Annotated in this window: 17 protein-coding genes; 8 read left to right on the top strand and 9 right to left on the bottom strand. The window is 64.2% G+C overall.

Annotated elements, in window-relative coordinates:
* Nucleotides 1–170: 170 nt before the first annotated feature.
* Together sbcB and MUW49_RS16255 are read left to right on the top strand one after the other, a co-directional pair.
* Nucleotides 171–1,598: an exodeoxyribonuclease I gene (gene sbcB, locus MUW49_RS16250; protein WP_244812971.1), complete on the top strand. Its 1,428-nt coding sequence runs from the start codon at nucleotides 171–173 to the stop codon at nucleotides 1,596–1,598.
* 148 nt (nucleotides 1,599–1,746) lie between these two features.
* Nucleotides 1,747–2,253 carry a hypothetical protein gene (locus tag MUW49_RS16255; RefSeq protein ID WP_039038881.1) on the top strand — a complete coding sequence of 169 codons (507 nt, stop codon included), beginning with the start codon at nucleotides 1,747–1,749 and terminating at the stop codon, nucleotides 2,251–2,253.
* Nucleotides 2,254–2,311: 58 nt separating this feature from the next.
* On the opposite strand, the gene MUW49_RS16260 is transcribed toward MUW49_RS16255, so the two are convergent.
* Nucleotides 2,312–4,027, bottom strand: coding sequence for a glycoside hydrolase family 36 protein (locus MUW49_RS16260; RefSeq protein ID WP_244812972.1), 1,716 nt, complete (start codon nucleotides 4,025–4,027; stop codon nucleotides 2,312–2,314).
* A gap of 129 nt (nucleotides 4,028–4,156) precedes the next feature.
* Here MUW49_RS16260 and MUW49_RS16265 point away from each other — a divergent pair, with 129 nt between their 5' ends.
* From MUW49_RS16265 to cdd, 3 genes are all read left to right on the top strand, one after another.
* Nucleotides 4,157–4,516 carry a CidA/LrgA family protein gene (locus MUW49_RS16265; protein WP_010674461.1) on the top strand — a complete coding sequence of 120 codons (360 nt, stop codon included), beginning with the start codon at nucleotides 4,157–4,159 and terminating at the stop codon, nucleotides 4,514–4,516.
* A complete protein-coding gene (locus MUW49_RS16270) occupies nucleotides 4,513–5,199 on the top strand; it encodes an LrgB family protein (RefSeq protein WP_041212945.1) in 687 nt (228 codons plus the stop codon). Before MUW49_RS16265 ends, MUW49_RS16270 begins: the two co-directional genes overlap by 4 nt.
* Before the next feature lie 226 nt (nucleotides 5,200–5,425).
* A complete protein-coding gene (gene cdd, locus MUW49_RS16275; protein WP_198497558.1) occupies nucleotides 5,426–6,307 on the top strand; it encodes a cytidine deaminase in 882 nt (293 codons plus the stop codon).
* A gap of 629 nt (nucleotides 6,308–6,936) precedes the next feature.
* Here the strand turns inward: cdd and MUW49_RS16280 are convergent.
* The 3 genes from MUW49_RS16280 to MUW49_RS16290 all read right to left on the bottom strand — a co-directional run bounded on the left by MUW49_RS16280 (nucleotide 6,937) and on the right by MUW49_RS16290 (nucleotide 10,202).
* Nucleotides 6,937–8,601, bottom strand: a complete 1,665-nt coding sequence (locus tag MUW49_RS16280) for an AMP-binding protein (protein WP_244812973.1) — start codon at nucleotides 8,599–8,601, stop codon at nucleotides 6,937–6,939.
* A gap of 99 nt (nucleotides 8,602–8,700) precedes the next feature.
* Complete coding sequence (locus MUW49_RS16285; protein WP_010674457.1) at nucleotides 8,701–8,979, bottom strand: YfcL family protein; 279 nt, start codon at nucleotides 8,977–8,979, stop codon at nucleotides 8,701–8,703.
* A gap of 107 nt (nucleotides 8,980–9,086) precedes the next feature.
* Nucleotides 9,087–10,202, bottom strand: a complete 1,116-nt coding sequence (locus MUW49_RS16290) for an ATP-NAD kinase family protein (RefSeq protein ID WP_069652588.1) — start codon at nucleotides 10,200–10,202, stop codon at nucleotides 9,087–9,089.
* Nucleotides 10,203–10,319: 117 nt separating this feature from the next.
* Here MUW49_RS16290 and MUW49_RS16295 point away from each other — a divergent pair, with 117 nt between their 5' ends.
* Complete coding sequence (locus tag MUW49_RS16295; RefSeq protein WP_010674455.1) at nucleotides 10,320–11,042, top strand: TerC family protein; 723 nt, start codon at nucleotides 10,320–10,322, stop codon at nucleotides 11,040–11,042.
* Nucleotides 11,043–11,128: 86 nt separating this feature from the next.
* Here the strand turns inward: MUW49_RS16295 and aroG are convergent, their stop codons facing one another.
* From aroG to MUW49_RS16320, 5 genes are all read right to left on the bottom strand, one after another.
* Nucleotides 11,129–12,184, bottom strand: coding sequence for a 3-deoxy-7-phosphoheptulonate synthase AroG (gene aroG / locus MUW49_RS16300; protein ID WP_041212942.1), 1,056 nt, complete (start codon nucleotides 12,182–12,184; stop codon nucleotides 11,129–11,131).
* A 197-nt stretch (nucleotides 12,185–12,381) separates the two neighbouring features.
* Nucleotides 12,382–13,662, bottom strand: a complete 1,281-nt coding sequence (gene aroA, locus MUW49_RS16305) for a 3-phosphoshikimate 1-carboxyvinyltransferase (RefSeq protein WP_041212941.1) — start codon at nucleotides 13,660–13,662, stop codon at nucleotides 12,382–12,384.
* Nucleotides 13,663–13,832: 170 nt separating this feature from the next.
* Nucleotides 13,833–14,921, bottom strand: coding sequence for a 3-phosphoserine/phosphohydroxythreonine transaminase (gene serC, locus MUW49_RS16310; protein WP_198497356.1), 1,089 nt, complete (start codon nucleotides 14,919–14,921; stop codon nucleotides 13,833–13,835).
* A gap of 224 nt (nucleotides 14,922–15,145) precedes the next feature.
* Entirely contained in the window at nucleotides 15,146–16,075 is a 930-nt protein-coding gene (locus tag MUW49_RS16315) for an FAD-binding protein (RefSeq protein WP_139737098.1), read from the bottom strand.
* 103 nt (nucleotides 16,076–16,178) lie between these two features.
* Entirely contained in the window at nucleotides 16,179–16,928 is a 750-nt protein-coding gene (locus MUW49_RS16320; protein ID WP_198497355.1) for an electron transfer flavoprotein subunit beta/FixA family protein, read from the bottom strand.
* 126 nt (nucleotides 16,929–17,054) lie between these two features.
* Here MUW49_RS16320 and MUW49_RS16325 point away from each other — a divergent pair, with 126 nt between their 5' ends.
* The gene (locus MUW49_RS16325) at nucleotides 17,055–18,698 is read left to right on the top strand and encodes an electron transfer flavoprotein-ubiquinone oxidoreductase (protein WP_244812974.1); all 1,644 of its coding nucleotides are present in this window, start codon (nucleotides 17,055–17,057) and stop codon (nucleotides 18,696–18,698) included.
* A 415-nt stretch (nucleotides 18,699–19,113) separates the two neighbouring features.
* Nucleotides 19,114–20,061, top strand: a complete 948-nt coding sequence (gene corA / locus MUW49_RS16330) for a magnesium/cobalt transporter CorA (RefSeq protein ID WP_005301617.1) — start codon at nucleotides 19,114–19,116, stop codon at nucleotides 20,059–20,061.
* Nucleotides 20,062–20,276 lie beyond the last annotated feature (215 nt).

The following is a 20,276-nucleotide window of genomic DNA, read 5'->3' on the forward strand; positions in this document are numbered from 1 at the left end:
TAAAATTTTGTACCACTCTCATGGGGTGTTTTGTACCAGATAATGTACCAGCAGGCCATTGAACAACGTCAGGTTTGGGTGAACGATGAAAGTGTCTTCGGAATTTGCACCTCACCAGAACGGCACTAAACCCTGAAAAATCAATCAGAAGCGCGAACACACAAGAACACATGAGCACATCAGCGAAGCAGACCACCCAGCCCACTTACTACTTCCACGACTACGAGACCTTCGGCATCAGTCCGGCCAAAGACAGACCGGCGCAGTTTGCGGGCATTCGCACCGACGCGGATTTCAACGTCATCGGCGAGCCGCTGGTGATTTACTGCAAGCCGCCGGCGGATTACCTGCCGGAGCCGGAAGCCTGCCTCATCACCGGCATCACGCCGCAAAAGGCGATGAAGGACGGCCTGTGCGAGGCGGACTTCATCCGCCAGATCCACGCAGAGTTCGCCACCCCGGGCACCTGCGTGCTCGGCTACAACAGCATCCGCTTCGATGACGAGGTGACCCGCTACACCCTCTATCGCAACTTCTATGACCCCTATGCCTACGCCTGGCAGAACGGCAACTCCCGCTGGGACATCCTCGACATGCTGCGGGCCTGCTACGCCCTGCGCCCGCAGGGGATAGAGTGGGCGTTTGACGACGAGGGCAAGCCGAGCTTCAGGCTGGAGAAGCTCACCGTCGCCAACGGCGTGGCCCACGCCAACGCCCACGATGCGCTCTCGGATGTGCTGGCCACCATCGAGATGGCCAGGCTGGTGAAAAAGGCTCAGCCCAAGCTCTTCGAGTACCTCTTTGATCTTCGCAACAAGAACAAGGTGAAGGCCCTCATCGACGTGGTGACCATGAAACCCCTGGTGCACGTCTCCGGCATGTTCTCCCCCTGGCAGGGGTGTGCAAGCTGGGTGTCGCCGCTCGCCTGGCACCCCACCAACCAGAACGCGGTGATCATGGTGGATCTGACCCGTGACCCGACTCCGCTCATCGAGCTCTCCTGCGAGGAGATCCGCGAGCGCCTCTACACCAAAAAAGAGGAGCTGGGGGATCTGGCCGGCATTCCGGTCAAACTGGTGCACATCAACAAGTGCCCGGTGCTGGCCCCGGCCGCCACCCTGACGCCGGAGCGGGCGGACGAGCTGGGCATCAACCGGGCTCAGTGCCGCAAGAGCCTGGATCTGCTGCGGGCCCACCCCGAGGTGCGGGAAAAACTGGTGGAGGTGTTCAACCAGGAGTTTGCCGGCAGCAATGACGGCGACCCCGACACCCAGCTCTACGCCGGTTTCTTCGGCCACGGCGACAAGTCCACCATGGATCTGGTGCGCGCCACCCCGGCGGATCTGCTGGGGGAGCGGGAGTTTGCCTTCACGGATCCCCGTCTGCCCGAGATGCTGTTCCGTTACCGCGCCCGCAACTGGCCCCACACCTTGAGCGAAGCGGAGCAGAAGCGCTGGCGCCTGCACTGCAGCGACTACTTCAGCCGCCGTCTGCCGGATTATGTGCCGCGCCTGGAAGCCCTGGCGGAACAGAACCAGGGGAACGAACGGAACTTTGCGATTCTAAAGAGTCTCTATCACTACCTTGAAAATCTATGAGATGTGAGCCGTTTCACAGTTAAAAACCGATGCGTTTCCCCGGCTCGCGACATAATGGGCAGGGAGCCCAAGCTCCTGATAGTGTGAATATTTAGATGCGCTGACGGCATGGATGCCGTGCTTTCGACTGTTGGGGAACTCTCGTTTTATGCGTTCAGCTCTGCCTGCTTTGACACTCGTCGCCTGTGCCCTGCTGCCCCAGGCTGCCCTCGCTGGCGCCCGGTTCGAGGTGCCGGACTACCTCTTGCGCCTGCCGGAGCAGACCTACCGGCTCATCGAGCGCAATTTCAGCACCCTCTACCAGCAGACTGACTTCACCCCGCAAATCACCAACAGCTATTTCAACCACTCGGATCTCTACCGCTTCGCCGGCATTCCCCTGGCCATCACGCCGCAAAACGGCTTCCAGATGGAGGTGTTCGGCCAGCTCTACAACAAGTCGTCCCAGATCTATGCCCAGATGAGCCAGGATCTCTCCCTCTATCGCACCCTGCGGGTGGACATGATGGGGGATCAGAGCGACGAGATCGCCATCGGCATGGGGCTCGGCATCCCCCTGACAACCCGCCTCACCGTCAAGGCGCTCGCCTCCAGCAACGAGATCCCGGGCTATGGCTCCGCCAATTACGCCATCGGGATGGAGTGGCACTTCTAGAGACCATTTCGCCACGTAAAAAAGGCTCCCGAGGGAGCCTTTTTGCAGTGCAACGCCATCAGGGGTAGCGGATCACCGCCCCCTGCCCCCCTTGCAGCACCAGGGTGCTCCCCAGGGGCGTCTCGTCCCAGAAGTCTGTGCCCCCCGGCGTCAACGGGCACTCGCAGGGGTGCTCCCCCCAGTTGAACAGGCAGAGCAGCTCGCCGCCCCCGGGCAGCGCCACCCGCCCGCGCTCGAATGCCATCCCCTCGAAGCGGGCCGCCGGGGTGCGCGCGGCGCACAGGGCGAGCAGCTTGCCAAGGCGCGCCCCTTGCGCCTCGTCCAGATCCTGCAATCTGTCCCCCGCCAGTACCATGCCACCGCTCGCCACCAGGGCGGCCAGGTGGAAGTCGTACTCGGCGCGGCTCCCGTGCTGGCCCGGAATATCCCGCAGGCAGACGCAGTCGGGGTCCAGCACCCAGAGCCGCTCGTGCTGCCAGGCGCGGCAGAAGGCTTCTCGCGCTATCTGGCGAAAACGGGGGCCCTGGCGCTCCACGTCATCGCTCACCCGCATGCCGTGCACCAGGCCGAGGCTCGGCCACAGCGGCGCATTGCAGCCGAGCAGGAAGGCCCCCTCCCCGGCGCCGCGCAGGATGGCGGCCATGCCGCGCCGATAGGCCTCCACCCTAGTGGCGGCGGGGTCGTGGAAGCGACCACCGTGGATGGCCCCCCAGAAGTTGGCATCGAGCTTGAAGTAGTGAATGCCCCACTGGGTACGCAGGGTGCGAAATACCTGCTCCAGGTGCGTCTGCACCTCGGGGTGGGTGCCATCCAGCACGTACCAGGGGGTGCAGCGCCAGCCCCCGTAGGTGACCCGCTCCGAGGGGAGCGGCAGGCCATCCTCCCCTTTCACGAACCAGTCAGGGTGCTGCTGGAACACTCGGGAGCCGGGCTCGGCGATAAAGGGGGCGACCCAGAGCGCAGGCTCGCAACCGGCGGCGCGGATCTCCCCTGCCAGGGCCGCCACTCCCTCCTCGAACTTGGCGGAAGGGGTGAGCCAGTCCCCCATCCTGGCCTGATAGCCATCGTCTATCTGCACGTAGCGCAGGGCCGGGAAACGCTCGGCCCGCACCGCCAGGTTCTCGCGAATGTCCGCCGCGCTCACGTTCGCGTAGTAGTGATACCAGGAGCACCAGCCGCTCGGGCGCGTGGGCACCTCCCCCACCAGGGAGCCGTGCTCGGCGGCGATATGCTGCGCCAGCGTCGCGAGCAGGGCCTCCCTGTCCGGCCCCTCCTGGCAGATCAGCGCCTCGCTCTGCCAGTACGCACCCGGCGCCAGGGTGCGCCCTTCGGTGTTCATCACGATCTCGAGGCGCCCGTCGGGATGGAGGCGAAACTCCCCGCCAAAGCGCTGGCAGCTCGCAAAGGCCAGCAGCAGCCAACCCCCCTCCTGCGCCACCAGCAGCAGGTTGTGCACCGTGTGGTAGCCATGGTCGGCGGTGATGCGATAGACAGACGCATCGGGGCAGCGGCCCAGGTGCTCGGGGGCGTTCCAGCGTCCCCCGGTCTGGGCCAGCATCTGGAATCCCTCCCCGTAGATGGCCGCGTCGGGCGCAAGTCCGAGATCCCCCTCAAACAGCCGCCAGTGGTGGACGGCCTCGGACTGCTTCCCGGTGTTGTCGAGCCTCACCCGGCAAAGCGGCCCCTCCCACTGGCGGGTTTGCAGCAGGGTGTCAGGGAGGGCGGGATCGGCGGGCAGTTGGCGCAACCGGGCCAGGAGAGAGGGGGTCGACATGGGAACTCCTTCTTGTGAATGGGGTTGAAGCCGGGCCATTGTATCCCCTGCGGGCCAGTTGACACTGTTCCCTCCCCCCCGTGCCTGTTAAACTGCGACCTTGCTCACACTTGCCAAGATGAGGCCCCCGTGCTGCTGCAACGCACCCTGCGCTACCTTCGTGATTTTCTGGTCATCATCGCCTGTCTGCTGGCAGGCAAGGCCGTGGCGGCCATCCTGCCCTTCGCCTTCCCCGGCAGCATCATCGGCATGCTGCTGCTGTTCGTGCTGCTCTCCTTGCAGATCGTCCGCTTCTCCTGGGTCGAGCTGGGGGGCGGCCTGCTGCTGCGCCACATGGGGGTGCTGTTCGTGCCGGTGGCGGTGGGTCTGGTGGCCTGGCTCGAGCCCCTGCGCCAATCCTTCGGTCTCATCATGCTCTGCGTCGTGCTCGGCATCGTGCTCATCCTGGGCGCGGTCGGCCACCTCTATCAAAGGATGAACAAGCCATGATCCTCTGGTTCGCCCTGCCCCTCACCCTGGCCCTCTATTTCATGACCCGGGCCCTCTACCGCCGCCTGCCCTGGCCCGTCATCAATCCGGTGCTGATCCCCACCGCCGTCATCATCGGTCTGCTGCTCTGGCTCGATCTGCCTCTGGATCAGTACCAGCAGGGGGCCTCGCCCCTGACCGCCCTGCTGGAACCCGCCGTGGTGGCCCTGGCCCTGCCGCTTTACCAGCAGGCACGCCAGATCCGCGACAAGCTCACCCCCATCCTGGCCTGTACCCTCACCGCGGTGCTCATCTCGGTCTGCACCACCCTGGGGGTCGGCCACCTGATGGGGGCGGATCCGGCGCTGCTCGCCTCCATCGCCACCAAGTCCATCACCACGCCGCTCGCCATGAGCGTCAGCCAGTCCCTCGGCGGCATTCCCGCCATCGCCGCCGCCGTGGTGGTGGTGGTGGGGATCCTGGGGGCCCTGGCGGGCTATCCCCTGCTCAAGCTGATGCGTGTCACCGACCCCGAGGCCCAGGGGCTCGCCATGGGAGCCTGCGCCCACGCCATCGGCACCGCCGCCTCCGCCGAGCAGGGAGTGACCCAGGGCGCCTTCTCGTCGCTGGCCATGGTGGTGTGCGGTGTGCTGACCGCAGCCATCGCCCCCCTGCTGTTCGCCCTCTATCACTGGCTGACCTGATCCCCGTTGCCATGGCCGCCCCTGCGGCCATGGCCTCTGTGCCCTTTCACCGTTTCCATCCGATACCCTCGCCTCCCTGATGCCGGGAGCTGGCGCACAGATTGCGAAAGACAAACGTTTCCTTTACCATCCCCGCCCCTTTGCCCATCAAGGCGTGAGCGCGCTCACACAATTCGCCGCGCTTGCTCCCTACAATGGCCCCCCAATTGGCCTTTGAGGACACAGTATGCATCCCCGCTTTGCCAAGCCATTCGAGACCCTTTCCGCCCCGCTCCAGGCCGCCCTGCTGCCCATGCTGGGGGACAATTTCCAGGCCCGTTTCACCCCGGACCAGGTCGCGACCCTGAAAGCCGCCACCGGGCTGGATGACAGGGCCCTGCGTCTGGCCTTGCTGCCGCTGGCGGCCGCCTGCTCGGTGGCCCCCATCTCCAGGTTCTTCGTCGGCGCCATCGCCTGCGGCCTGAGCGGCACCTGGTACTTTGGCGCCAACATGGAGTTCGCGGGCCAGGGGCTGTTCCACTCGGTCCACGCCGAGCAGTCCGCCATCTCCAACGCCTGGCTGGGTGGCGAGACCGGGATCTCCGAGATCACCGTGAACTACACCCCTTGCGGCCACTGCCGCCAGTTCATGAACGAGCTGAGCACCGCCAAGACCCTGAAGGTCTCCCTGCCGGACGATCTCAGCGAGCTGCAATCCTTCCTGCCCCACTCCTTCGGCCCCGCCGATCTCGAGATCACCGATGCCCTGATGAGCCCCCAGGCCCATGACGAGCTGGTGCTCGAGAGCGACGACCCCCTGTGGCAGGCTGCGCTCGCCGCCGCCCGCCAGAGCTATGCCCCCTACAGCCAGGGCTATGCCGCGGTGGCGCTGCAGTTCGAGGACGGGCGCATCTTCTGCGGCCGCTATGCCGAGAACGCCGCCTTCAACCCGAGCCTGCCGCCGATGCAGATGGCCTGCGCCCACGCTGTGCTGGGTGGCGAGGATCTCGCCACCGTGCGCCGCGCCGTGCTGCTGGAGAGCAAGGATGGCCAGATCAGTCAGCGGGATTCGGCCCAGTCCACCCTGAAGGCCCTGGGCTCGGTCGAGCTTGAGTACAAAGCCGTCTGACCCCGGCATCCACCAACGGGAAGGGGAGCTGCGGCTCCCCTTCTTGCTCTCTGCGGCTCTCATCCTGCCCCTCACCCCCTTTCTCTGCGCCTCTGGCGCCGTGCATCAGATGCCCCCCTGCCCCATGTGAGGGCGGCCTCCCTCCGATGACCTTATTGGCAGACCTCCTCTGCGGTGGCGGGAAGCCCAGGTTAAGGGGCCAAGACCCCACCCCGCCCCTTGCGGTCCCCGTGTGTGACCCCACAATGCATTTGCCAAGCCACTGGGATCCCGCCTTTCCATGGATTTTGCAAATGCTGTTCCCTCGCCGCGGGGCGGCATGGCGGCAGCAGGAAACGTCGGTGAAGGGGTCAATGCCCCGCCCCCGCCCCTTGCGGCCCCCGTGTGTGACCCCAAGATGCATTCGCCCAGCCACTGGGATCACCCCTCTCCATGGATTTTGCAAATACCTTTCCCTGCCGTTCCCTCGACGCGAGGCGGTATGGCGGCGGCGGGAAGCATCGGAGAAGGGGTCAATGCCCCAGCCCCGCCCGCCCCCTGTCGGCTTGCTTCCCCCTGAAATACAGCGGGGGAGCCACTGGCTCCCCCGACTGTCATTGATGTGGCCCATATGGCGGCACCGACCCCTGTCAGGACTCCCACAGGATGCGCTGGCTGCCGGACCAGCGCTCGCCGATGTCCGCGTATTTTTGTTCCAGCAGGTGGCGGCGGATCTTCATGGTGGGGGTCAGCACCCCGTTCTCGATGTTCCAGGGGCTCTTGACCACCAGGATGCCCCGCAGGCGAGCGTGGGATTCCAGCTTGTCGTTGACCCGGTTGAGGGCGGCCTCCAGCTGGGCTTCCACCCCGGCCTTGTCCCCCTTCATGGCGCTCTCGGCGAGCTGCACCAGGGCGACCGGCTGCGGCATGCCGTAGCCGATGACGCAGAGCTGCTCGATGATGGGCTCCTGCCCGAGCATCCCCTCGATGGGCACCGGGGCCACGTACTTGCCCTTGGCGGTCTTGAAGACGTCCTTCATGCGGCCGGTGATGGTGAGGTAACCCTCCCGGTCCAGCTTGCCCATGTCACCGGTGTGCAGCCAGCCGTCGGCGTCGATGGCCTCTGCACTGTGCTCGGGATCCTTGTAGTAGCCCACCATCATGCCGTCGCAGCGACAGAGGATCTCCCCCTCGTCGGAGATCTTGATGGTCACCCCGGGCCCGGCCTTGCCGACGGTGCCTATCTTGTCCGCCCGGAACGGGTAGTTGAGGGTGGAGTAGGCGTGGTTCTCGGTCATGCCCCAGGCCTCGGTGATATGGATGCCGATGCTGTGATACCACTCCAGCAGCGCCGGGGCCACCGGCGCAGAGCCGCAGCCCAGCACCCGTGCCTGATCCAGCCCCAGCCCCTTTTGCAGCTTGCTCTTGATGAGGCTGGAGACGAGGGGGATCTTGAGCAGCAGCGCCAGCTTTTTCTGGGGCAGCTTCTCGTGGATCTTGATGCGGAACATGGCCCAGAGCCGCGGCACCGAGATGAAGACGGTGGGACGGCAGCGCTTGACGTCCTCGATGAAGGTGTCGAGGGATTCGGGGAAGGCGATGGTGGCACCGCTGAACAGGCTGCCGCCGTAGATGTAGACCCGCTCGGTGATGTGGGCAAGGGGCAGGTAGGAGAAGCCGCGATCCTCGGCGGTGAGGGAGACCGCCTCCACCAGCTTCTCGCAGGACCAGGCATAGCGCTCCACGCTCAGCATGGCCCCCTTGGGCTTGCCGGTGCTGCCGGAGGTGTAGACCAGGCTCAGCAGGGCATCCGGCGCCTGCACCGGGCTGTCCGGGATGGGGTCGTATTGCGCCAGCAGATCGTCCCACTGGTGGGCGGCCGGCATGGTGTCGTAAGGCAAGGCGATACGCAGCAGATCCCCGGGCACCCCCGCCTCCTGGCTCTTCCAGTCGTCCAGCTTGCCGACGAAGATCGCCCTGGTTTCGCTGTGGCGCAGCACGTATTCGATGGTGTCGACGTTGGCGGTGGGGTAGATGGGCACGCTCACGTATCCCCCCATCTGCATCGCCAGATCGGCGATGAACCACTGGGCGCAGTTCTTGGAGAGCAGCGCTACCTTGTCACCGGGCACCAGGCCCAGGGCGCGCAGTGCCGTCACCATGCGCCGCGCCTCGTCGGCAACCTCACCCCAGGTGAAGTCGACGTATTCGCGGTGGATGGTCTGACGCAGATAGATTCGGTCGGGACACTGCCGCTCCCAGTGATAGAGCATCTCGAGCGGCAGTCTGGTGGCAATGCGTGAGGTGGAGGCCATGGTTTAATCCCTGAAACAAAAGGCGAGCCTCATTATTAACCTTTTGATAACACTCAGGGAAGCAGATTACTTAAACTTGTGTTTGAACTGCGAATGGGATCAAGCTTCCGCCTGGGCCTGCAGACGCTTCCACATCTCCTGCACCAGCACCTCGTCCTGCTCGGAGAGCTCACCCTGCAAGATGGCCTCGTTCAGGCTGCGCAGCACATAGCTCTTGACGTCCCGCACCAGGGTCTTGCCCTCCAGCTCGGCGCGCGCCACCGCAAGGGAGATGTGCCCTCGCAGATAGCCACCCGCAAACAGCTCGTCTTCGCTGGCCGTGGCGACCATGGCGTCGATCAGTCCCAACAACTTGTGTTCAAAATCGTGAATCGTCATTTAACGCAGCCTCATTTCCGGGGTTGCCGGCAAAAAATTCGGGGAGTGGAACCGCGATCCGGTTGATCGCGGCTCTCTGGCGCCAGGCCAGCCGCATCCTTGATGTCCTATTCCGGGTTGGCCACCGGGTAGATGACCTGATCCTTGTATCCCGTGGTTATGCGCAGATAACCACTCAACGACCGGTTCAGTGCCGGATCGTCGGTGTCCACCAGCAGCGGACGGCCTTCTAGCGCCGCCAGCTTGGCTTTGGTGGCGAGCACCTGGATATGCTCGCGCCCGACGGCCCGGATCACGTCTGGACTCAATTGCTGATTTCCGCGCCCGAACAGATGTCCCTGACCGCCGATCAGGGTGATGATCAGACGGCAGCGACGGCCGCGGATCCGGGTCAGGATCTCGGCGGCGCTGAGATCCTGCCCGATAAGCCGGCCATTTTCCACCAGATCCACACCGAGCAAGGTATTTTCCAGACCCAGCTCCCCCATGCAGGCGGCCACCGTGCTCCCCGACCCCATCAGGTAGAGGGTATCGGGCTCCATCTGCTCCACCACGCCGGCGGCAAGATCGGCGAGCACCAGCTCCTCGGACTCCCGTCCCCCCTGCTTGACCGCCTGCACGTAGCGCAGATCCCCGGGCACCAGCAACTGGCCGTAGTGGCGGGCGCGCACCTTGCCGGCGCGAAACGCCTCCTCGTCGATGTCCATCACCTCCGCATCCACCAGGCTCAGAAGCTCCCCTGCGATCATTCTGGCCGCCACCCGGCCACTCGCCGCCGGCGTCACCCCGTAGACCCCGGAGTGGATCTTGCACCCCGCCGGGATACCTAGCACATGGCAGGACTCCCCCACCGCCGCGCAGATGTCACGGGCGGTGCCATCGCCACCGGCGAAGAGCAGCAGATCCACCCCGGCATCGCGCAGGGCCAGGGCGGCAGCCCGGGTGTCCTCGGCGCTCGTCTGCGCCCCGGCAGGCCGATGGACGATGCGATGGGGCAGCCCCAGCTCGGCGGCGAGGTCGGCCCCCATCTCTTCGGCCACCGTCAGCAGCTCGAATGGGGTGGTCAGCTCGCACAGGGGCAACAGGGCCTGGCGGGCCCGCTCCCGGGCTTTGGGGACGGCCCCGCGCGCCAGCGCCTCGGCGACCATGCCGTCACTGCCCTTGAGACCGACGGCCCCGCCGATGCCGGCGACGGGGTTGATGATGAGCCCTAATCGAAACATGTTTCCCTCCTGTTGGATCGCCGCCATTTTTATCTTTTCCCGCCACTGGGACAAGCCATGACCCCCTGCTAAAATGCGCGGCTTCTACCTCAATCACTGTTCAACCAAGGTTCAATCATGCTGGAATGGATTGCGGACCCCTCCGCCTGGGTCGCGCTCGCCACCCTGACCCTGCTCGAGATCGTGCTCGGCATCGACAACATCATTTTCATCTCCATCCTGGTGGGTCGCCTGCCGGAAGCCCAGCGCCAGAAAGCGCGCATCCTGGGGCTGGGGCTCGCCATGGGCACCCGCATCCTGCTGCTGCTCTCCCTGGCCTGGGTGATGCGCCTCACCGAGCCCCTCTTCACCGTGCTGGGGGAAGCCATCTCGGGACGGGATCTCATCTTGCTGGTGGGGGGTCTGTTCCTCATCGCCAAGAGCACCCACGAGATCCACCAGAGCCTGGAAGGGGCTGCCGAAGAGGCGGGTGTGGTGAGCAAGACCGCGGGCTTCCTGTCCACCCTGGTGCAGATCGCCATCCTCGACATCATCTTCAGCCTGGACTCCGTCATCACCGCCGTGGGCATGGCGGATCATGTCCCTGTCATGGTGCTGGCCATCATCATCGCCGTCGGCGTCATGATGTTTGCCGCCAAGGCCATCGGCGACTTCGTCGATACCCACCCCACCATCAAGATGCTGGCCCTCTCCTTCCTTATCCTGGTCGGGGTGGCGCTGATGGCCGAAGGGCTGGATCTGCACATTCCCAAGGGTTACATCTACTTCGCCATGGCCTTCTCGCTGGTGGTGGAGATGATCAACATCCGCCTGCGCGGCCACCAGGAGCGGGCCAAGTAAACCGCGACCTGCCGAGAGATGGCCAAACAAAAAGCGCGACCCAGGGTCGCGCTTTTTTATTGCCCCGCCAACGGGGCGCCTTGGGCTCAGAGGGCGTTGCGAGCGGCCACGGCGTCCGCCAGGTTGCGCAGCAGCACCTCGGTATCGGCCCAGCCGATGCAGGCGTCGGTGATGCTCTGGCCGAAGGTGAGCTCGCACCCGTCCACCAGATCCTGGCGCCCTTCTACCAGGTGGCTCTCCACCATGACGCCGAACACCGCCTTGCTGCCGGCACGCAGCTGACCGGCCACGTCCTCGGCCACCAGCATCTGGTTCTTGAACTGCTTGCTGCTGTTGGCGTGGCTGAAGTCGATCATCACTTTCTGGGGCAGACCGGCCTTGTCCAGACCACTCACCACCTCATCCACGTGACGGGCGCTGTAGTTGGGCTCGCGGCCACCGCGCAGGATGATGTGACAGTCCGGGTTGCCAGCGGTCGAGACGATGGCGGAGTGGCCGTACTTGGTCACCGACAGGAAGTGGTGCGGGGCGCTGGCGGCGCCGATGGCGTCGATGGCCACCTTGATGGTGCCGTCGGTGCCGTTCTTGAAGCCCACCGGGCAGGAGAGACCGGAGGCCAGCTCGCGGTGTACCTGGGATTCGGTAGTACGGGCGCCGATGGCACCCCAGCTCATCAGATCCGCCACGTATTGCGGGGTGATCATGTCGAGGAACTCGGAGGCGGTCGGCAGCCCCATGTCGTTGAGATCCAGCAAGAGCTTGCGACCCAGGCGCAGGCCGTCATTGATCTGGCAGCTGTTGTCGAGGTAGGGATCGTTGATCAGCCCCTTCCAGCCCACTGTGGTACGGGGTTTTTCGAAGTAGACCCGCATCACGATCTCCAGCTGATCTTTCAGCTCGTCGCGCAGCACCTTGAGGCGTTTGCCGTATTCCAGGGCGGCGACCGGATCGTGGATGGAGCAGGGGCCGATCACCACCAGCAGGCGATCATCGTCGCCGGCCAGGATGTTGTGGATGGCCTGACGGGATTCAAACACGGTGGCCGAGGCGGTGTCGGTCGCCGGAAACTTCTCAAGCACCGCAACCGGGGGCAATAACTCTTTGATTTCACTGATACGAACGTCGTCGGTTTGATGCTGCATGACCAAGTTTCCTGCTAGATGACTGCGATAAAGAGATCTCAATCTAGCCCTGTGCAGGGCCGGTGTAAATAGAAAATTACATTCTTCGGCAAGGAATTTTATTATCGCACCTTGCAAGTTTGCATAATGCTGCTAGGAGGCATGAAAAAAGCGGGGGGCAGAGATGAAAAGGCCCGCACGAAGCGGGCCGAAAGGGCTCAGGCCTGACTGACGCTGGCCAGCTTGTCGAAGTAGTCCGGGAAGGTCTTGGAGGTGCAACCCGGATCATTGATGGTGACCGGCGTATCGGAGAGTGCCACCAGAGAGAAGCACATGGCGATGCGGTGATCGTTGTAGGTGTCGATGGCCGCGTGGGTCAGCTGTGCGGGCGGGATCACGGTGATGAAGTCGTGCCCCTCCTCCACTTCCACGCCCAGCTTGCGCAGCTCGGTCGCCATGGCGTGCAGGCGGTCGGTCTCCTTCACCCGCCAGTTGTAGATGTTGCGGATGGTGGTGGTGCCCTCGGCAAACAGCGCCGTGGTGGCGATGGTCATGGCCGCATCCGGGATGTGGTTCATGTCCATGTCGATGCCGTGCAACGGCCCCTGCTCGGCCTCGATGAAGTCATCGCCCCAGGTGATGCGGGCCCCCATCTTCTCCAGTACGTCGGCGAAGTGGATGTCCCCCTGGATGCTGTGCTTGCCGATGCCGGTAACCCGCACCTTGCCCTTGATGGCACCCGCCGCGAGGAAGTAGGAGGCGCTGGAGGCATCCCCTTCCACCAGGAAGTCCCCCGGGCTGACATAGGTCTGGTTTCCCTTGATGTAGAACACCTTGTAGTCATCGTGCTCGATGACCACCCCGAACTGCTTCATGATGTGCAGGGTGATGTCGATGTAGGGCTTGGAGACCAGCTCCCCCTTGATGTGGATGCGGGTGTCGCCGGCCGCCATGGGGGCCGCCATCAAAAACGCCGTCAGGAACTGGCTGGAGACGGAGCCGTCGATGTGGACATCGCCACCCCAGAGCCCCTTGGCATCCACCACCAGGGGCGGATAGCCATCTTTCTTCAGGTACTGGATGTGGGCACCCGCTTCGCGCAGGGCATCCACCAGGTGGCCGATGGGGCGCTCTTCCATGCGCGGCTCGCCGCCCAGGGTGTACTCGCCGGAGCCCAGGCACAGGGCGGCGCACAGGGGGCGCATGGCAGTACCGGCATTGCCGAGGAACAGGTTGACCGGTGCCGAGACCGCGAAGCTGCGACCCAGACCATGCACGGTGCACTCGGTCTTGTCGGCGGAGAGCTTGTACTTGACGCCGAGCTGGGTCAGCGCCGCCAGCATGTGGCGGATGTCATCGCTGTCGAGCAGGTTGGTCAGCCGGGTGGTGCCCCGGGCCAGGGCCGCCAGCAGCAGAGCCCGGTTAGAGACACTCTTGGAGCCGGGCAGATTGACCACCCCGGCCACGCTAGAAATGGGTTCCAAACGCAACGAATTCATAGACTTCCTGTTCGATCTCAATTAAATCACCTGACCGGACGTTAACAGCCCGCGTCCCCCGCGGCAAGTTCGACAATGGCACGACCTCGGGAGAGGGTCGCCTGGGTCAGGATGGGTCTGAAAAACAGACGCCGGGGAGTCCCCGGCGTCTGGCAATGGGGAGACACGCCTCAACCGTGGCGTTTGGCAAAGTCATCCAGAAAGCTGACCAGGGCCTTGACCCCTTCCAGGGGCATGGCGTTGTAGAGGCTGGCGCGCATGCCACCGACGATGCGGTGTCCCTTGAGGGCCAGCAGACCGGCCGCTTCCGATTCCGCCAGGAACAGCTTGTCCAGGGCCTCGTTCTTCAGCTGGAAGGGCACGTTCATGCGGGAGCGGCAGGCCACATCCACCTTGTTGCCATAGAAGTTCGACTGATCGAGGTAGCCGTAGAGGAAGTCGGCCTTCTCCTTGTTGCGTGCTTCCATCGCCGCCAGGCCACCCTGCTCCTTGAGCCACTCGAACACCAGACCGGCCAGATACCAGGCGTAGGTGGGGGGCGTGTTGAACATGGAGTCGTTCTTGGCGGTGAGCTGGTAGTCGAAGATGGACGGCACATCGGCACGGGCCTGGTTCAGCAGGTCATCGCGCACGATGGCGATGGCCAGACCAGAGGGGCCTATGTTCTTCTGAGCACCGGCGTAGAGGATGCCGAAGCGGCTCACGTCGAGGGGACGGGAGAGGATGGTGGAGGAGAGATCCGCCACCAGGGGCACATCGCCGGTGGCCGGGATGTCGAACATCTCGATGCCATCGATGGTTTCGTTCGGGCAGTAGTGCACATAGGCAGCATCGGCGCGAAACGCCGGCGTCGGCAGCAGGTGGGAGACCCCCTGCTCGTTCTTGGCCACCCCCTGGAAGGTCTGGATGTCACCGTATTTCTGGGCTTCATCCACGGCGCTCTGGGCCCAGACGCCGGTCACCAGGTAATCCGCCTTCTTGTTGGCGCCACCCAGCAAGTTCATGGGCACGGCGGAGAACTGGCCGCGGCCACCGCCGTGCATGAAGAGCACCTTGTAGTTGTCCGGCACCGCCAGCAGGTCGCGCAGGTCCGCTTCGGCCTTCTCGGCGACCGCCATATAGGGCTTGCCGCGATGGGAAAGCTCCATGACCGAGGCTCCCAGCCCCTGGAAATTACAAAATTCGCGCTGGGCGCGCTCCATGACTTCAACCGGCAACATGGCGGGGCCGGCGCAGAAGTTGTAAATCTGTTTGCTCATGACGCTTTCCGTGAATGGATGTGTGTGATCGGTGACTCGAACGTTTTTACACGACAGCCCCCCGTGGGGGCAAAGGCTTTTTGGGATCCAGCGCAACCTTTTGCCCCGGCGCCACCGGGCACTCATCAGACAAAAGCCCTGAACGGACCAGGGCTTGCAGAGAATATGCATGGAAACGGGGGCGAGACAGCACAGACGGCTTTCTTCGCCCCTTTGTGGCAAATTTACAGCTTGGCGGTGAGCTCCGGCAGCAGGGTGAAGAGATCCCCCACCAGACCGTAGTCCGCCACCTGGAAGATGGGGGCCTCCGCGTCCTTGTTGATGGCGACGATCACCTTGGACTCCTTCATCCCCGCCAGATGCTGGATGGCGCCCGAGATGCCCACCGCGATGTAGAGCTCGGGGGCCACCACCTTGCCGGTCTGCCCCACCTGCAGGTCGTTGGAGACATAACCCGCATCCACGGCGGCCCGCGATGCCCCGACGGCAGCCCCCAGCTTGTCCGCCAGGGCGTCGATGAGGGCAAAGTGCTCTTTCGAGCCGAGTGCCCGCCCGCCGGAGACCACCACCCGGGCCGCCCCGAGCTCGGGTCTGGCGGAGCGCACCGCACGCCGCTCGATGAGCCGGGTACGGCAGCGCACCTCGGCCACCGGCAGCGATTCCATCACGGCACGCTCCTCCCCGGACCCGGCCTTGGCGAACGCGGTGGGCCGCACGGTGAGCACCTTGATGGGGGCGCTACTCGCCACCCGGGCGATGGCGTTGCCCGCATAGATGGGACGCAGGAAAGTGTCGGGCCCCTCGATGCCGGTCACCTCGGCGATCATCTCCACTCCGAGCCTGGCCGCCACCCGCGGCAGCAGATCCTTGCCCTGGCTGCTGGCCGCCATCAGGCAGTGCTGGTAGTCCCTGGCCACCTCGGCGAGCAGTCTGTCTACCCCGTCGTTGAGCCCCTCCGCCAGCATGGGATGTTCCGCCAGCAGCACCCGGTTTACCCCCGTGAGGGCGGTGGCCTGCTCCCCCGCCTCCGTCAGCCCCTGCCCCAGCAGCAAGAGATGCACCTCGCCCCCCAGGCGCCCCGCCGCCGTGACCAGCTGAGCCAGGTTGTCGGCGATCCGCCCCTGATGATGTTCCGCAATCACAAGTACGCTCATGGCAGCACCTTCATGTCATCCATTGATCCCTTGCTCCCCGGGGCCGTTGCCCCATGCATGGCGCTCACGCCTGCGGGAGGCATCCCTCTCATGCCCCTGCCCATCAGAGCACCCGGGCTTCGTGCTTGAGCTTGTCCAGCAGCTCGTCCACCGAGCCCACCCTGATGCCGGCGCTGCGCACCGGCGGCGCCATCACTCCGAGCTGCCGTGTCTGGCCGGCCGGCACCACCCCGAGGGCGGCGAACGGCTGGCTCTCCAGCGGCTTGCGCTTGGCCTTCATGATGTTGGGGAGGGAGGCGAAGCGCGGCTCGTTGAGGCGCAAGTCCACGGTCACCACGGCGGGCAGCGCCATGCCGAGGGTCTCGAGGCCACCGTCTATCTCGCGGGTCACCTGCAATTCCCCCTCCACCAGCCTGATGGCGGAGGCGAAGGTGGCAAGCGGCCAGTCATTGAGGGCGGCGAACATCTGCCCTACCTGATTGTTGTCGGAATCGATGGACTGTTTGCCGAGCAGCACCAGATCGGGCTGCTCCTGCCCGCACACCGTTTGCAGGGCCCGGGCCACGGTGAGCGGGGTCAGGGTCTCGCCGGTAACATAGTGCAACGCCCGATCCGCCCCCAGCGCCAGGGCATGGCGCAACTGCTCGGCCGCCGCCTCGGGGCCGAAGGTCACCACCACCAGCTCGGATGCCACGCCGGCTTCCCGCAGCCTGACCCCCTCCTCCACCGCGATTTCACAAAACGGGTTGATGCCCATCTTCACATTGGCGAGCTCCACATCGGAGCCATCCCCCTTGACCCGGATCCTGACGTTGTAATCAACGACCCGTTTGACTGCGACCAGCAGCTTCATGGCGGTCATCCCTCATACCTGTTGTGTGGGTCCACCTTGTCGTCACTCACTTTTCTGCTGACAAAGCGGTTTACGTTTACGTAAACTACCAGCACTACCCTAGGCCAAGTCGAGCACAGAGGCAAGATGGAACGCGAAGCAATGGAATTTGATGTCGTCATCGTCGGTGGCGGCCCGGCAGGCCTGAGCGCCGCCATCGCATTGAAGCAGCAGGCCCCGGCCCTCTCGGTCTGCCTGCTGGAGAAGGGTGCCGAGATAGGCGCCCACCTGATCTCCGGCGCCCTGCTCGATCCCGTCGCCCTCAGGGAGCTGCTGCCAGAGAGCTGGCAGGAGGCCCCCCTCGGCGTGCCGGTGACGGATGATCAGGTCCATCTGCTGCAAAGCGACAGCCGCTCCCTGCAGCTGCCCCACTGGGCGGTGCCACCCCGCATGCACAACGACGGCAGCCACATCATCAGCCTCGGCACCCTCTGCCGCTGGCTCGGCAAGCAGGCCGAGGCCCTCGGTGTCGAGATCTACCCGGGCTTTGCGGCGAGCACCCTCATCGTGGAGGAGGGCCGGGTACGCGGGGTGGTGACCGGCGATCTTGGCCTCGACAAGGAGGGCAACCCCAAGCCGGATCACGTGCCCGGCATGGCCCTGTATGGCCGCTATACCCTGTTTGCCGAAGGGGCGCGCGGCCACCTCGGCAAACAGCTGATCGCCCGATTCCATCTGGAAAATAGCGCCCAGCCGCAGCATTACGCCATCGGCTTCAAGGAGGTGTGGCAGGTGCCTGCGGGACAATCCCATCCTGGGCGGGTGCTCCATGGCAGCGGCTGGCCCCTTGGTGAGGGAAAGGGCAACAAGAGTCAGGGGGGCTTTTATCTCTATCATCTGGCCCAGGATCAGGTGGCGGTTGGCCTTATCGTCGATCTCAACTACCAGAATCCCTGGCTTAGCCCCTTTGACGAATTCCAGCGTCTCAAGCACCACCCCCTCATCGCGGCAACGTTGCAGGGGGGCGAGCGCATCAGCTACGGCGCACGGGCCATCACCAAGGGAGGCTGGCACTCATTGCCGCGCATGCACTTTCCCGGCGGCCTGCTCATCGGCTGTGACGCGGGCACCCTGGACTTCTCCCGCATCAAGGGGATCCACACCGCCATGAAGTCCGGCATGGTGGCGGCCGCGACGGTCGCCATGGCACTGCGAGGAGGGGATGAAGGGGGACGGGATCTGGCCGAGTTTCAGGACGCGCTGCTGCAAAGCTGGCTGACCCGGGAGCTGAAGAGGGCCCGCAACGTTGGGGCCGCCCTGCACCGCTTCGGCCCCTGGCTCGGCGGCGCCTTCAACTGGCTGGAGCAGCGACTCTTTGCCTTGACCTCTCCTTTTACTCTGCTGGACAAGGAGCCGGATTACCGCCAGCTGCGCCTGGCCAGCCGTTGCCAGCCCATCGACTACCCCAAACCCGACGGCAAGCTCAGCTTCGACAAGCTCTCGTCTGTCTATCTGGCCAGCACCAGCCACGACGAGGATCAACCCTGTCACCTGACCCTTCAGGACGCGCGCATTCCGGTCGAGGTCAACCTGCCCACCTGGGCCGAACCCGCCCAGCGCTACTGCCCGGCGGGGGTGTTCGAGATCCTTGATGGGGATACCCTGCCAAGGCTGCAGATCAACGCCGCCAACTGCATTCACTGCAAAACCTGCGACATCAAGGATCCCAGCCAGAATATCGTCTGGACGCCGCCCCAGGGCGGCTCGGGCCCCAACTACCCCAATCTGTAACAGGCTTGCCCACGCACACCAGAGCAGATAACAAGGAGACGCCGCCCCGGAACACCGCCCGGAGACCGTTTCCTGCGCTTGGCCGGGGGCTGTCGCAGGGCGACCATAAACCCGCCATTCCCGCCGGTGAGCCCGGGCCCTCCTCCACTCCAGGGCGAACAAAGGAGGCGACGCCGGGATCGCCCGCATCGGGGTCGCCACGGCTGATCCGACCTCGCCGCTTTTTTGAGCGAACAGGCTGAACCCCTGATGAATAGGCCCTGACAAGCGGGTCCCGCCCCTGTATAGTTCGCCGCATTCAGGTTGTCCATCGGCCTCGTTATGCTATTTCATGGGATCGCTTTCCGTGCGATCTAAGGCCGCATGAACCTGTGCAACCATCCCTGATTACCCATGACTTCTTAAGGGGGGACAGATGATCACCGCCTACATTCTCAATAACAAGGTGCTGGACATAGTCACGCTCGGGCCGGATGACATCGTTCCCGACAACACCGTCTGGCTGGATGCCTACAAGCCGGACACAGCGGAGCGAGAATGGTTGACGGGCCTGTTCCTGGAGGAGGTGCCGGACAAGGAGGAGCTCGATGACATCGAGGCATCCGCCCGATTCTACTGGGACACCGACGGTCTGCACATCCACTCCCTGTTTCCCCAGCGCATCGGTCGCGACACCAAGGGTGTGCACGTCTCTTTTACCCTGCGCAACAACCTGCTGATCAGCATTCGCGAGGATGACATCGGCCTGGTGCGTCTGCTGCGCCACTACATGCGTCAGGACAGGCTGGAGGTCGAAGACGCCCTCGACATCCTGCTGGAGGTGCAGAACCTCAAGGTGGAGTACCTCTCAGACCTGATCGAGGATGGCTACAAGACCCTGGAGAACACCGCCGATCAGATCTTCGAGCCGGACCAGATCAACCCCATGCTCAAGGAGCTGATGGCCCAGGAAGAGGCCAACGGCCAGATCCGTCTCTCCCTGCACGATACCCGCCGCGCCCTGCGCTTTCTCAAACGCAGTCTGCGCCAGCGCATGACGGGGGAGCAGAATAAGTGGATCGACGAGATGCTGCACGACGTGGAATCCCTGCTGCCCCATACCCAGTTCCTGTTCGACAAGATCAACTTCCAGCTGGAGGCCTCCATGGGGGTGACCAATCTGGAGCAGAACAAGGTGATCAAGATTTTCTCGGTAGCCGCGGTCATCTTCCTGCCGCCGACCCTTATCGCCAGCATCTACGGCATGAACTTCGGCCGCATGCCGGAGCTCGCCTGGGAATACGGCTACCCCCTCTCCCTGGTGCTGATGGTGATGTCATCGCTGGGCACCGGTCTCTTCTTCAAGAGAAAAGGCTGGCTGTGACGCCGGAACCCGGCAACTAAAGACTGTGGATTGGGGGGGCTGGCCCCCCGATTAATTCCCGGCCGTTGCCGCAATGCTGTTCACTTAAGCGGAGCCGCATTGCGATTTACCGGAAAACGGGTCTTTGATATCTTCACCGCCCTGGGTCTCGATGGCCTGGGGCGTTTTTCTATGAACATGACGCCTATGCAGCCCCGCAACTCCGCCAACCTCCG

The organism is Aeromonas sp. LsrichE-8G, from assembly GCF_022869435.1.
Lineage (GTDB): Bacteria > Pseudomonadota > Gammaproteobacteria > Enterobacterales > Aeromonadaceae > Aeromonas > Aeromonas caviae.

What these genes read in the sequence shown, in the direction of transcription:
- sbcB (WP_244812971.1), top strand. Translation starts at nt 171, where the DNA reads ATGAGCACATCAGCGAAGCAGACCACCCAGCCCACTTACTACTTCCAC.
- MUW49_RS16255 (WP_039038881.1), top strand. Translation starts at nt 1,747, where the DNA reads ATGCGTTCAGCTCTGCCTGCTTTGACACTCGTCGCCTGTGCCCTGCTG.
- MUW49_RS16260 (WP_244812972.1), bottom strand. Translation starts at nt 4,027, where the DNA reads ATGTCGACCCCCTCTCTCCTGGCCCGGTTGCGCCAACTGCCCGCCGAT.
- MUW49_RS16270 (WP_041212945.1), top strand. Translation starts at nt 4,513, where the DNA reads ATGATCCTCTGGTTCGCCCTGCCCCTCACCCTGGCCCTCTATTTCATG.
- cdd (WP_198497558.1), top strand. Translation starts at nt 5,426, where the DNA reads ATGCATCCCCGCTTTGCCAAGCCATTCGAGACCCTTTCCGCCCCGCTC.
- MUW49_RS16280 (WP_244812973.1), bottom strand. Translation starts at nt 8,601, where the DNA reads ATGGCCTCCACCTCACGCATTGCCACCAGACTGCCGCTCGAGATGCTC.
- MUW49_RS16285 (WP_010674457.1), bottom strand. Translation starts at nt 8,979, where the DNA reads ATGACGATTCACGATTTTGAACACAAGTTGTTGGGACTGATCGACGCC.
- MUW49_RS16290 (WP_069652588.1), bottom strand. Translation starts at nt 10,202, where the DNA reads ATGTTTCGATTAGGGCTCATCATCAACCCCGTCGCCGGCATCGGCGGG.
- MUW49_RS16295 (WP_010674455.1), top strand. Translation starts at nt 10,320, where the DNA reads ATGCTGGAATGGATTGCGGACCCCTCCGCCTGGGTCGCGCTCGCCACC.
- aroG (WP_041212942.1), bottom strand. Translation starts at nt 12,184, where the DNA reads ATGCAGCATCAAACCGACGACGTTCGTATCAGTGAAATCAAAGAGTTA.
- aroA (WP_041212941.1), bottom strand. Translation starts at nt 13,662, where the DNA reads ATGAATTCGTTGCGTTTGGAACCCATTTCTAGCGTGGCCGGGGTGGTC.
- serC (WP_198497356.1), bottom strand. Translation starts at nt 14,921, where the DNA reads ATGAGCAAACAGATTTACAACTTCTGCGCCGGCCCCGCCATGTTGCCG.
- MUW49_RS16315 (WP_139737098.1), bottom strand. Translation starts at nt 16,075, where the DNA reads ATGAGCGTACTTGTGATTGCGGAACATCATCAGGGGCGGATCGCCGAC.
- MUW49_RS16320 (WP_198497355.1), bottom strand. Translation starts at nt 16,928, where the DNA reads ATGAAGCTGCTGGTCGCAGTCAAACGGGTCGTTGATTACAACGTCAGG.
- MUW49_RS16325 (WP_244812974.1), top strand. Translation starts at nt 17,055, where the DNA reads ATGGAACGCGAAGCAATGGAATTTGATGTCGTCATCGTCGGTGGCGGC.
- corA (WP_005301617.1), top strand. Translation starts at nt 19,114, where the DNA reads ATGATCACCGCCTACATTCTCAATAACAAGGTGCTGGACATAGTCACG.